At 33.2% G+C, this 14341-nt stretch carries 7 protein-coding genes; all 7 read right to left on the bottom strand.

The annotated features are described in order from the left end of the window. Positions 1 to 62 precede the first annotated feature (62 nt). A complete protein-coding gene (locus QZ143_RS07490; RefSeq protein ID WP_292882778.1) occupies positions 63 to 512 on the bottom strand; it encodes a hypothetical protein in 450 nt (149 codons plus the stop codon). A 99-nt stretch (positions 513 to 611) separates the two neighbouring features. Then, a complete protein-coding gene (locus tag QZ143_RS07485; protein WP_292882775.1) occupies positions 612 to 1172 on the bottom strand; it encodes a hypothetical protein in 561 nt (186 codons plus the stop codon). Between the two features lie 159 nt (positions 1173 to 1331). Then, positions 1332 to 2057, bottom strand: coding sequence for a CPBP family glutamic-type intramembrane protease (locus QZ143_RS07480; protein ID WP_292607716.1), 726 nt, complete (start codon positions 2055 to 2057; stop codon positions 1332 to 1334). 43 nt (positions 2058 to 2100) lie between these two features. Continuing rightward, positions 2101 to 5301 (bottom strand): C1 family peptidase, encoded by a 3201-nt coding sequence (locus QZ143_RS07475; protein WP_292607719.1) that lies wholly within the window; start codon positions 5299 to 5301, stop codon positions 2101 to 2103. Positions 5302 to 5698: 397 nt separating this feature from the next. After that, positions 5699 to 6190: a hypothetical protein gene (locus tag QZ143_RS07470; RefSeq protein ID WP_342765211.1), complete on the bottom strand. Its 492-nt coding sequence runs from the start codon at positions 6188 to 6190 to the stop codon at positions 5699 to 5701. Positions 6191 to 6459: 269 nt separating this feature from the next. Next, positions 6460 to 8190 carry an MATE family efflux transporter gene (locus QZ143_RS07465; RefSeq protein ID WP_292882770.1) on the bottom strand — a complete coding sequence of 577 codons (1731 nt, stop codon included), beginning with the start codon at positions 8188 to 8190 and terminating at the stop codon, positions 6460 to 6462. A gap of 2 nt (positions 8191 to 8192) precedes the next feature. Beyond that, the gene (locus tag QZ143_RS07460) at positions 8193 to 14285 is read right to left on the bottom strand and encodes an AMP-binding protein (protein ID WP_292882767.1); all 6093 of its coding nucleotides are present in this window, start codon (positions 14283 to 14285) and stop codon (positions 8193 to 8195) included. Positions 14286 to 14341: the final 56 nt, after the last annotated feature.

Raw genomic sequence — 14341 nt, 5'->3', positions numbered from 1 at the left:
ATTAAAAAAGTTCCAAAACTAGAAAAAAAGAATTTTAAAAAAAATAAAAAAATGGTAAAACTCTATGCTATTACCTGACTGATAATATCTTCACTAACAGCAGAAATTTTAACTATTTTACCATCTTGCAAGTATTCAAACTTATATTTGTCCTTTCCATCATCCTTTTCTTTAATAAGGAATCCATCTTTACCGGAGATAGTTTTCTTTTCACCACCAGGATTTATTGAATCAATTTTTTGATTGTTTTTTACGCCTACATGGACATTTAATTTATCGCCAGCAGAATTCTTATATTCAGAAGTAACTTCCTTATCAACAGCAGTACCGTCCATATGTTCTGTATCAGCACCTTCAGTTGCATCGGTTTCCTGTTCAATAAGAGAGTAACCGTCCGGAATGTTAAATTTGATACCTTCTAAAGTTAAATCTTCAGATGCACTAATAGCAGCCACTGTAGAAACAACTACCACCAAGAATAACGCAAGAACCAATATTTTCTTCATATCCAAAATTTTCACCCCCTCCTAAAATAATATATTAATAAAATAAGCTTTGAAATGATTTTAAACTCCCCTAATAATGGGAAGTCAAAATAATTTCTTAATAGTTTAAATTTTGAAGTCGTATTTACCCCTTTGAACTCTTTCAAAGTAAGTCAAAGCGATTGTAACAGGAATGACAATGTATTTAAGGGCAATGAACCAAGGCATTCCGTTCATCATATTGAATATCAATACAATAACACCTGAAATAAGAGCTATTAAGATTGCAAAGTTAGCAACTTTATAGTTTACTCTATATTCATGAAGGAAAAAGATCATGCTAATCAATGTTATTACTGTAAGCATGCCCACAGGATTTTTAAAATCAACTGTAGTGGCGAATATTCCAAGAATAATCGTAAGCACATATAAAATTACAGCAGACAAGAAAAAAGCTTCCTGATTCCATATTGCCTTAAAACCATAAAAAGAATAAACTAAAAGGGAAATACAAACTAATAATGAAAGAATATTTGTTATATAACTAAGAGTAAAACCCTGTTTTATTTCAAATATACCCCATATACTGATTATAGCTACACATATTACCAATATACTTTGAAAAAGTAGACCGTAAGCCAATCTTGAAGAAATTCCAAGACGAGCCAACATTTCATCATTATTCATAATATACTGAACTCCTTCCATTGATATTAATATATATCATTTACCTTTTATATTAATTTTATGAAAATTTTAGCCATTTCGAATATTTTAATTGCAAATATCGTGAACAAAATTTTAACTAATAAAAAGAGAAGTAGATGCTGTTGCACCTACCGAATATTAATGAACTCCAGCCTGAATTGCAGACACTATAAAACCGGAAAAATCTATCATTAAATGAACAATATATGATACAAATACGTTTTTTGTTTTCATATAAGCATATAAATTAAATATAGAACCGAGTCCCTGAATTAATAGTATTTGAAAAATTCTTCCGGAATATGCAGTGTAATGAGCCATTCCAAAAACAAACAATGAACCAACAATACCGATAAATAGACTAATGTCACGATTTCCAGTTGATTTATAGATTGCATACATTATAAGCAATAGCAGGAATATTTTTAAGAACTCCTCACCCATAAGCTGTAGAAAGATTGTTACAATAAATGTAGGGCTTAGTTGTTCGGCTATTGGAAGAATTCCATTACCAGCAAGAGGATAATGCATTAATGCTAAAATTGGAGTAGCTATTAGCATAACATATAAAATATAGCCAAGAAAAGACAATATGATTGTTTTAATGTCTTTTAACCTTATCCTTTTAAAGAACAATCCATAATTTCTTTTACAGATGTACAATGCAGGAATTATTGTTACCAAAAATATCATTACAGATTTGAGTGCTTGATGCGAACTAAACAAAGAAATTGTAATTATGACCAAAATAACTGATATTAATACAATAGACCAATCAGCTGTGGATAGCTTCGGCACGTCATTGTAGAAAGGAAAATCAATCCCATCATCTAAAAATTTAAATTTGTCTTTTAAAGAGAACATGATAATTCACCTCCATAAATAAAAAAATAGATGAATAATTCATCTATCGAACTTTAACTGTTGTTTTAATATTGTCTTTAAAGTAACTCACCTTAACTATGTATGTTTTACCCTTTTTAAGCTTTTTAATAACATTTTTATTCAATGCTTTTTGTGCTATGCCTTTTGCATTGGTTTTTACTTTATATGTCTTGCCGTTGAATTTGAATGTTATTATTTTGCCTTTGACCAATTTGCCATTTATTTTAAGTGTTGCTTTTAATGTGAATTTTTTAGCAGTCTTTTTAACAGTGACTTTGCTTGCCTTAATCACATGTTTTACAGTGACTGTGTTCTTGTAGGTTTTGCCATTGTATGTAGTTGTCATGGAATAAGTTTTTGGAAGATGTGTTATCTTTATTTTAGCAATTCCATTATTGTCAGTCCTGACTGTGGTTGATTGACCATTAATTTTGAATTTAACACTGGCACCCACGACAATATGACCGTCAGCTGTTGTAACTTTGACTGAAAAGTATTTGCCACCACCATAGTCGACTGTAATGTTTTTGTTGCCAGCGATAGCTGTGTCATCTTTTAAGGTATATGCTTTAATACAGGCAACCTGTCCATATTCCTGATACAAATCTTTCCAGGATCCATCATCAATATTAGTTAATGAAACGCTCTCCTCATAGTGCATCCTTACTGGAATAGATACACCCAATGCCAAGGATGTTACATAAATACTAAATTTATCACCTTTTTTAATTGGAATGTACTTGTTCAATTTAATGGTGTGGTATCCCCGATAAGGTGAAACGCCATTTTGAGTATAGACCACAGCACCATTCACTGCAACTTTAATTGTATAATCCATGCCGCTTTGATTAAAGTAGGTTCCAACAGCAGCTATCAAATCATCTTCGGCACTGACAAAATTATTCACATTGGTTATAGGAGTGCCATATAATTCACTGGTTTCATCATACATCATAAATTCATTAATACCTGTAAAATCATATTGATAATTCTTATTGTATGGCAAAGTATTTTCAAACACATATGCGACCGCCTGTTCTGTTAGTTTGTCATCGGCGCATAATGTTCCATCATAATATGAAATGAACATGTATCCTCCATCACCACATTGGGCTCCCCAACTGTTTTTGATAATCCATGCCCCATCACCTTCAGGTGTGGTGGCGAAGTTTTCTTTTGAATAATTATCATCCCATCCAACAATAGCAACTGCATGATTTGGAGTACCATTCAAATTATAAAAAGCACCTGTAGTATCGTTATAACCTTCTGGACTTTGATCAGCACCAAAAAGTACAGCCAATGCACCATATTTAAGAATAGCTTTTTTAAGAGCAGGATTTCCTGGAATTGATACGTTTCCACAATCAATTAAAACAAAATCCTGAAGGTGTATTGTTTGATTTGTGTGGATTGAAGGAGATAATTTTCCAACTTCATCATATATGTCATAAACCTGCGGAAATGCTCCAATCCAAGATAAAAGATAACCTGCCGCAATCATTTCATTCGCACTTTCGACATTACCGGATCCGTATCTGCTGAAAATAAGCATGGAATCCTGCATATTATTTTCTGAAATATCATATGATATCCCAGTATTTTTCAATAAAGCAGATTCAAATGCTGCTATTCCACCAAATGCCCAACAAGAACCCATACTTCCTTGATCCCTAACTGGTGTAAGCCATCCGATTTCCCTCAAATCAAATCTGGTAGGAAGAATACTAAGGTCAATGCTGTTTGTGGTTAAATTTAATTTCATTCCCTCACCAAGAATCACACTTGGATAATATGTGTTATTCAAATCATCTTTAGAAATTGTATCGTTCCCATATATTCGACCTATTGTTGAACCAACATCATCAAAATAAGTATAAACAGGATTATTGTTGTTGTTAAAGGTTATATTGTCCAGATGATATTCGGCATCATAAATTAATATTGCGCTGGCCATTGAAGCGCTATTATTATTGAATTCTGAATCCGTAAGATTTAAAAGGCCGAAATCAAAATATAGTGCGCCTCCGGATGTTTGATAATTAGGCTGTGACACCACTTTATTTGAATTGAATTTACAATTGGTTATTTCTGCAATTACATCTGAAAGATATGCTGCCCCTCCGGCATAAACTGCAAAACAGTTGGTGAAGCTTGAATCTTTAAGGGTTGAATTACCGGTTAGCTGAACAAAAGCCCCGCCAAAACCTGAGGAAATATTATTGAAAGTTGAATTTCGAATAGTTATTTCAATTGGTTCTGTAATTGGTTCGGTACCCTCTCCTTTGACATCGACAAATACTGCCCCCGCATTTTTAGTTGAAGTAGTATTTGCAAATAAACAATTTTCAATAATTGCCTGTTTAGGTGCCCGAATTCCTACAGCACCAACAGATTCATTTGCTTTTAAATTATAAAATTTAGTATTATTGATGGTCACATAGCATACCTGAGCAAATACTGCCGGAGAATATTTTGAAAAAACATTATCGAAAATACAATTATCAATAGATAATACAGTGATATCCATCTCGTTAGTAGAAATTGAGCCCCAATGACTGAAATATTTTGATGTAAAATTACTGTATTCAACATTTAAAGTACCGGTTTCCAAATAAAGTGCACTGCCCCTATCTGAATAACCATCAATAAAGTTACAATTAGAAATATTAACAATGGCATTTTCCACAATAGTCATTGCTCCTCCAAAGAGTTTTGCAGTATTGTTAATGAATGTAACATTATTTAAAGTTAATGACCCTTTTTCAGCAATTATTGCACCACCATACCCATCAGAATAACCATTAACAAACTTAAGATTGTTTATTGTGATATTTTTTCCTAAAACGACGAACATTGACACCTGACCATTTCCATCAAGTATGTGGTTATTTCCATTTATTACAAAATTATCTTTAACAATACCAATTGGCTTTCTAATATCAGCATTATTGAATTTATAGTCCTTTTCTATTTCCAATACTTCCCCAGATGCAGAAATATCCTTAGCTAAATCTGTAAACGTATTGTTAGTTTCACTTTCACCATATTTGTTATATTCTGTACTTTGCAAGACTGCTGGCTCATCATTAAGAGCAGCATCCCCCATTTCTATTGTATTATCTGTACTTATTGTTTCATTGCTAATTTCTTCTGTTGCTGAGACCGCACCTATTGAAACTATCAAAAAAAGCAATAAAAACCCTATTGCTGTGAATTTCATAGATTACCCCCAATTAATCAAAATTTAACCCATAAATAAAAAAAAATATGAATATTATTTTTACATGTTAACGAATATTGAATATTTTTTAAACAACAGGTTAAAAAAAAGTTTATTCCCATACATATATAAAAATATCGATTTAATCCCAAAGAAGAGATTTTGTTCTATTACATACGAATATATCTTTAATCTGATTTTAAATCATTTTTAACAGAATAACTGAAATTTTAGATAATTTTATCCAAAAAATAATTAGAGATCTCACAAAAAAGCAATTGTCACAAAATTCTTAAATTAAAAAAAAGAGTTTAAGGAAGTTGAACTGCCTCAAATGTAGAGGTGGTTCAAATCTTTAAATGCAAAATCATTGTATTTTTTCTATTATCGGCAATTCTCATGGCAGCTCTTGAATATAACCCCACTTTTTATCCAGCATTCTTAATGTATCCTTATAGAATCCCCTGCATTCAATCAGTTGACAATTGACCTTTTGTGCAAATTCATCCTCAATATAAAAATACATCCTGGCAGATTTGTTGCCTGTTCTTTTGACATAGAAACTGCAGTATATGTTTCCAAATCTGTTTGCAGCCTCAAATATTATCTCAGCATTTTCAAATATGTCCTTAACATTTTCAATGAATTCGGCCACATCCTTTTCATGGAAGTATTGGAAGACACCTGCAACTATCAATAATGTTGGAAGAGTGGTGTCTAATTCATTGTACCAATCAAGTTTGAATAAATCTCCTTTAATGAACTTTTCAATTAATCCAGGCTCGAAATATTTTTCTCTAAGTTCAATCACTTCATGTAGGTCAACTTCAAAAAATAGTGCATTTTTTCCATCAATTCTATAATATGATGTTTCAAGCCCCACACCCAAATTGACAATATTGCATTTGTCATGCAGTTTATGAATTCCTTTGTCATTCTGTCCAGATTATAACTTCGGGCAACATTTGCAATAATCGGGTATTGCGTTGAGTTTTCATCAATTTTCTTATCTTTAATCAAATCCTCCATTTCCAATGCTTTTGATCAAAAAAAATACTCAGGAAAATTTTTTTTAAGACACTTATTCTTGCCGTTAGTGGAATGAATAATGTGTCCTCTACACCCTCAAACTCAGACATTATTTCGCCTAAAACAAATTTAGTCTCGGCTGTTGATTATAATTACAGTGCTGTTTAACCCCAATACCCTCGAATAATCAATTTTATCAGCAATCTTATTCAACACACTGATATTGTCAAATTCAAGATTATCATTTTCAACTATCGGATTAAAATCAATGCCTGTATCCTTAATGGAAATTAAAATATTTTCATCATTATTTTTAACGATGACATCAATTGCATCAACAGATTCATTGATATTGATGATATTGACAAGCATTTCCTCAATAGCCATACTGACCAATACTGCGGATTTGTTTTCAGCCAAATAATCCTTAACTTGCCTAGATAACTCTACAGCCTGTTTGATATCGCCTTCGATTGTATATGCAAATACCTTTTTATCATCATTGTGTTTGTTTATGAAAAATCCTGAGTATTCGCCATCAGTCTTTTTGTTGAGATATCTTGAATATATGAAAATGTATAATATTGTAAGGATTTCGGCAATAGTGAATGAAATCCAAATTCCATTTGCGCCCATTAAAAATGACAATAAAAATGCGAATATCACCGGAAAGACACAGCCTTCAAGTATGGATATGGTATTTGACAATTTATCTTTTTGAATGGCCTGAGCGTAAAAGGTATACAGGAACGTGATTGCAATTCCCACATAACTCAATGAGAAAATCCTGATTGCATTCAATACAATAGGAATATCTGAAGGATTGTTGACCTGATATAACATCAATAAAGATTGAGGACAGATAATGAAGAACACAGACAGTATTAAACTTGAAGCCAAAACAATCTTTAAGGATTTTTTCGTAATATATTCAACACTTTTATAGTCCTCCTCCTGATAATAGACAGATACGATTGGAGACATTGTCTGTGCAGTACCAATCAGGAATATGTAAAGAATAAACAGGCTATTGCAGCAGATATTGAATGCAACCAAACCATACTGGCCGATGTATAAGGTAATCAGAGTGTTGATTATAAAAATCTTTATTGTGAAATATAATTGTGTTGATGCACCGGAAAATCCGGATTTACAGATTTCAGCAGTAGTGCTCAAAAATGTCTTGACTTTAACGAAAACGAAATTTAATGTCCTTTTTGGATTGAAGAAGTAAGTTAACATGTAGATAGAGCCTAAAATATAACCTACAATTGTTGCACCGGCCGCACCGGAAAGTCCCCAGCCAAACACACCGATAAATATAATATCGAATATGATATTGGCCACATTAGCTACAATCAATGACCTCAAAGGCAAATCTGCAATCCCATCTGCACGAACAAAGTATGATAAGCACATTATAAAGCATAAGAATGGAATTTCAAGTATATAAATACTATAATATTGGAAAACAATCGGTTGTATTTGAGCAGAAGGACATAAAATTCCTATAATCGGACCTGAAAAGAGCGTTCCCAAAAGCGAGAACAATACTCCAATCAACACTAAGGACATTATCGAAACGGAAAATATCCTATTGCTTTTTTCATTATCAAATTCTGCCTTTGCAACTGAGCACATTACACTGCCCCCCAATCCAATCATCCAATAAATTAAATTAACGAACGTACTTAACGGCTCTACCGGTTGGATAGCGGATAATGCAACAGCACCAATCAAATTACTTACAATGATTGAATCAACAAGCAAACAAATATTGCCTGTCATTGAAGTTAATAAGGTAGGAATGAAGAATTCCTTGAATTTACCACTTAATAATTTATAATTGCGTTCATACATTGTTACTCACCTAAAAAGAAATTCACATCATTCAAATATTTAACAAAATTATAAATGTACTCCCTAGAAATCAATGGCCAATTAATGCCCAAACGATACAGCACTTGGGTAGTATAGTAATTTTCAACTGGAATCCATTCTTTTTTAACTTTACCAGATCCAATTGAAGTAATTAAACCAGAAACACCATCCTGTTTGGATTTGTCCGCCAATGCATCTTTTAAGACCTGTTCATATTCTTCATCTTCACAAGGTTCAATATTCAATCCTAAAGGCTTTATGATATCAACTACATCCGCAAAAGTAATCTCATGAGAATTATACGGATGGAAAACAACACAGTTCTTTGGTGTTTTGGCCAATGCGACAATTGATTTGGCAGTAATATCAATCTGACTGAATTCTATGCTGTCGGACAACATTTCATAAGGCACTTTTCCCATAGTTACAAAAGCCTTTAAACGATTGATGAATCCGTTTGATTCAAAGTTAATCTGGAATTCACTGTCAGAACTTCTAGCCATCAAGTTACCAACCCTCATTATTTTAACGTCAAGGTCATCTTCTACAGCCGCCTCAAGAACTGCCCTTTCAGCTAAAAACTTGCTTCCAATATACTGATTATCCACTCCCTGACCTATGAACAAATTCCTTTCATTATAATCAACGTCCAATGGTGGGAAATTATCAATACTTTCTCCTGCAACGCTGCATGTTGAAACTTGAACATATTTTGCATCTTTCATTTTGGCAAATCTCAATCCGTTGATTACACCTCCCAGATTGATATCTTCTATGTCAGTTCCAGATGAGAAGTGCTTTACATTAGCTGCACAGTTGATAACTGTGTCAATATTTAAATTCAGAATATTTTCAAAATACTTGAAGTCGGTGATATCACCTTCAATCACCTGCAATCTCTCATCAATGATAGAATCGTCAATATTGTCTTCAAAGTAATAGAACAATAAAGATTTGAGCCTGTTCATACCTGACAAAGTACCTTTGGACCTTACAAAACAGTAAATTATGCCGGATTCAGCTTTTAACAATTCATTTAAAACATGAATTCCTAAAAATCCAGTAGCTCCAGTCAATAGAATATTACCCAAACTATCCTCCAATTTTCCGTTTATCATTGATTCCAAATTATTTTTACTCAACAATCTGTTGATTTTAGAATAATCATACTTGCTTTCATCTTCGGATTGTGAAGAGTCCCTTTGAGAAATGAATTCAGAAATCTTTCTTGGGGTTGGATTTTTAAATACATCTCCATAATTTAATTCATAATCCCTATTTAAAGCAGCCAATGTAATTTTAGTGACCAGTAGAGAAGTTCCTCCAATTTCAAAGAAATTATCTTCAACGCTTACTGTGTCAAGTCCTAAAATTTCGGCAAATGTGTTTGCAAAGAATGCTTCAACTTCATTTTCGGGAGCCACATATTCTGAAATCAGTTCAGGTTCAGGCAAACTTTTCAAGTCTGTTTTACCATTCAATGTTTGAGGCATTTCATCCAATTCCATATAAACGGTAGGAACCATATAATATGTCAATTTTTCAGAAAGATTTTCCTTTAATTCCTCAATGTCAAATGAAAATTCATTGGATGTGCGATTTTCAACTTTATATTCATCATCAACAGTGAAATAAGCACATAAATGGTCATTGCCCTTAATTTTTCTAACGACTACCGCAACGGAATGAATAGGTTCGAAATTGGAAATAAGTGATTCAATTTCTCCAATTTCAATTCTAAGGCCTCTTAGTTTTATCTGATTGTCCAAACGTCCGTGAATATATATGTTTCCTTCATCATCTGATTTGGCAAAATCTCCTGATTTATAGAACCTTATTCCATTAATCTCACAGAATGCCTTCTCATTATTTTCCGGCCTATTTAGATAAGCTCTTGAAACTCCGCCACCTGCAATATACAATTCCCCCATAACGTTTGGAGGTAGAGGATTGCCATCCAAATCCATAATGCTTTCATAAACATTGAAATAAGGTTTTCCTATATTCAGTTTTCCGTCATCAATCAGATGTGCGTTACACACAACCGTTGTTTCAGTAGGCCCATACATGTTATAGACCTTTGCATCAAGGCCATTGAGAATATCAAGCAATTGTGGAGGGAATCCTTCACCACCAATGGATAAAACCTTAAATTTAGAAAATTCTTCACCCAAATCATCCAATTCGAAATACTGCAGTAGACGTGATGGAGTTCCACTATAAACATTTGCACCTGTTCTTTTAATGAACTCACATAAGGCCAAAGGATCCTTATATTCAGCATCATTGGCAAATGCAATCGGAATTCCATTCATCAGTGCAGTCATTGTTTCCTGATGAAGCATATCGAATGCAACTGTAGAAATGGATAAGGCCTTATATCCTTCTTTTTTACCGTTTATTGCCACTTCATAATTATAAACGCTTCTGGAATCAGGATAGACAAAGTTTGCAAGGTTCCTGTGTTCTATCATCACTCCTTTTGGAAGACCTGTTGAACCTGAAGTGTAAATAATATATGCAAGGTTTTCCCCTTTTAATTCCGGGTCCGGGTTGGAGGTATCTGTCTCTTCAAGCAGCTCTGAAATTTGTATAATATGGTTTGAATAATCACTTAAATCAATATTTTTTATCTCAACAATATCATCAACAATGATGAATTTGGAATCACTGTCAGTTAAAACATGCTCGATTCTATCCTTAGGATAATCGGAATCGACCGGAATGAATGCTGCTCCTGATTTTAGGATACCGAATATGGAAGCAAATACGTTGCTGTCACGTTTCAGTATGAACATCACCTTGTCTTCAGCAACAACTCCCCGTTTGATAAGTGCATTAGCTATCTTATTTGCCCTGTTGTTCAACTCTTCATAGGTAAAATCTCCATCTTCAGCAGATATTGCCAAATCATGAGGATACAATTCCACTTGCTTTTCAAATATTTTATTTAACCTATATTCATCCAATTCTACGAGATTCAAATCGTCAACGGACAGTTCATTAGCTTCAACAATGGAAATATCTTTTAATTGCTTATCTTTATCAAGGCTTATAAATTTATTTACAACAACTTTAAAACTATCTAAAAATGTTTGAATCAATTCTTCGGAATATAACTGGTCATTGAAACTCATTGAGACATCATATTTATCTTCAACCTCTGAAATGTTAAGATTCAATTTAAATTTAAGGTCATCCTCATCCAATGCCTCTCTTTTTACATAATCTCCATTAATCTTTATGTCTTCAACAATGTTTCCATGGAATGCATAAAGAAACTCAGGAACAAATCCATATTTATTGGCAATTTCTGTTAAAGGATATGAAGAATGAGCCAATACATCAAACCATTCCTTATTGGCATACTCAAAGAATTCATTTATAGTCAAATCAGAATTTACGTTCAAAGCTATAGGTAATGTTTTAACCATCATTGCCAATGTCTTTTGCTGATTTGGATTGAACCTGCCGTTGGTAATTGTTGCAATCAATAAGTCTTTAGTATAGGCGAATTTTGATAAAACAAAAGATGACACTGCCAGGAAGAAATTGTTTTGACTGATTGATAATTCACTGCAGAAATCATCTATTTCATCTTTTTTAAGGAAGATAGTTTTCTCCAAGCCCACACCATCATTTTCATCACCGCTTAAATCCGGAGTCATTAGTGTGGCCTCATCGAATTCTTTAATTTTATTAAAGAAAAACATTTCTGATTCCTTATATAAAGAGGATTCCTGAGTTTTAACTTCATTTAATGAATATTCAAAACCGTTGATTTCTTCTGATTCATATTCAATGCCGTCATAACTTTTTGCAATTTCATCAAATAGTATATTCAATGAAGTTCCATCCAGAATTATATGGTGGAAATCACAAAGAATTGAGGTATTGCCTTGAGTTCTAATAATTCTAAACCGGAATAACGGTCCTTCGCTTAAGTCAAATGGCTTGATAAATTCTCTTTTGAAGTTTTCATCAATGATGTCCACTTCAACTATTTCAATTAAATCATCTACAACCAGATTATCCCTACTTTCCTGATATGCAACACCATCCTGCATTACGATTCTTGTTTTTAAGTACGGATGAGAATTGATTACTTTTATAATAGCTGATTTGAGCCTGTTTTCATCAATATCACTTCCCAATTCAATATATTTAGGAAGATTATAATTCAATCTCTCATAATCCTTTACGCAATCGAAGTAAACGCCCAACTGGTTAGGAGTTAACCTATAATATTTATGTTCACTTTCATCAGTTTCGCTTTCAGCAAACCCATCACTGATTTCAATGTTTTTGGCAATATTGCGAATTGTCGGTTGCTGAAGAATGATAGTAACGTTGATTTCCTTATCAAGCCTATTATAGATTTCTGTGCTTAGCCTCATTATTGTTAATGAAGTAAAGCCCAGCTCATAAAGGTCATCTGTAACTCCAAAATCATCGAATCCCATAATTTCGCTGCAAATTTCAAAAATGCTTTTTTCAAGTTCACTATCGGCATTGACATGCTGTGAACTTAATTTTGGAACAGGCAAACTCTTAGAATCAATTTTTCCGTTTGGTGTTTTAGGCATCTCATCCAATTGCATAAATGAAGTAGGAATCATATATCTTATCAATTTTAAAGAAAGATAATCTTTTAAATCGCTGACATCGATATCTTCAGCCGCAGTGAAATATGCACATAGAATGTCCTGATTGTTTATCTGCTTTACAGCCACTACAACATTTTCAATACCAGGATATTTGGAAATTGCTGATTCAATCTCTCCAGGTTCAATTCTTTGACCTCTAAGCTTGATTTGTTTATCTTTCCTTCCTACAATAACCAATTCATTATTTGAATTCTTATAAGCCAAATCACCGGTTTTATAGAATTTCAAATCATTTACAAATAAAAATTCAGATTTGTTTAAATCATCCCTATTCAAATAGCCAGGAGTGGTTTGAACCCCTGCAGTACAGATTTCACCAGTGATATTGTTAGGCAATGGATTACCGTCAATATCAATGATTAAATCAATATTATTTGGGATAGGTACTCCTTCAGTTATCTCATCGCTGTCAATTAATTTCTGATGTGTTGCAATTGTGTTTTCAGAAGATCCGTATGAATTAAATATTTTTGCATCGCTGTTGGCACGTATATCGCCATAGACTGATGGGATGAACTTCTCTCCACCAATAATAATAATCTTAAATTGTCTAAGCAGGTCTTTAAACTCAGTGACTTTCATATACTCCTGAATTCTTGAAGGAGTTAAGGATAAACCGTCTACTTTTGACTCCTTAATCAAACGAATTAGTTTGGAGAGGTTTTTGCTTTCCTCATCACTAGCCAGAGTCACTTTTGTTCCGTTGATTATTGTCGCTAAAACTTCTCTTAAAAATGCAATGAACGTGGTTGTTGTTAATGACAGCATGTTGGAAACGTCATTTTGTATGGCATGAATTGCAATATTGTCCTTTCTGGAATCAATATAATTTATTAAACCTTTATGGGTAATTTTTACCCCTTTCGGTTTTCCAGTAGATCCGGATGTATAGACTATGCAAGCCAAATCATCAGATTTTATGTCAACGTCCAGATTGCCGTCATTCTCATTGTCCAATAATTCATCAATGTTTGATTGGATGACCAATTTGGCACCGGTGTCTTGCATAATAAAATCTGTCTGCTCTTCAGGCTGTTCAGTTGACACTATTGTAAAGGAAGCGCCTGTTTTCATCACCCCATAAATGGCAGATATTAATTTGGCAGACCTTTCAAGTTTTAGGATAACATGGTCGCCGGAAGACACATCCAAATCAATCAGGCTATGTGCAATCCTATTTGATAGGCTATTCAATTGATTGTAAGACAATGTTTGGCCATGGTCAATAAGAGCAATTTCTTCAGAGAGATTTGAAACAGAATCTTCGAACAATTCCTTAAGATTTGCATCAATCTCAATCGCTTCAAAATCATTGTGAATTTCTCTTAATTCCACTTCCTTTTCACTTGACAATAATGAAATCTCATCAACAGGTTTAGTGAAATCTTCCTGTAGCTTATTAACCATCAATCCAATATTATCAGTTAAATCCTCAATGAACTCCTGAGAATAAAGTGCATCAT

The organism is Methanobrevibacter sp. UBA188, assembly GCF_905234905.1.
Lineage (GTDB): Archaea > Methanobacteriota > Methanobacteria > Methanobacteriales > Methanobacteriaceae > Methanocatella.
Note: the sequence above shows the minus strand (reverse complement) of the source record. Positions and strands in the feature narration are given on the sequence as shown.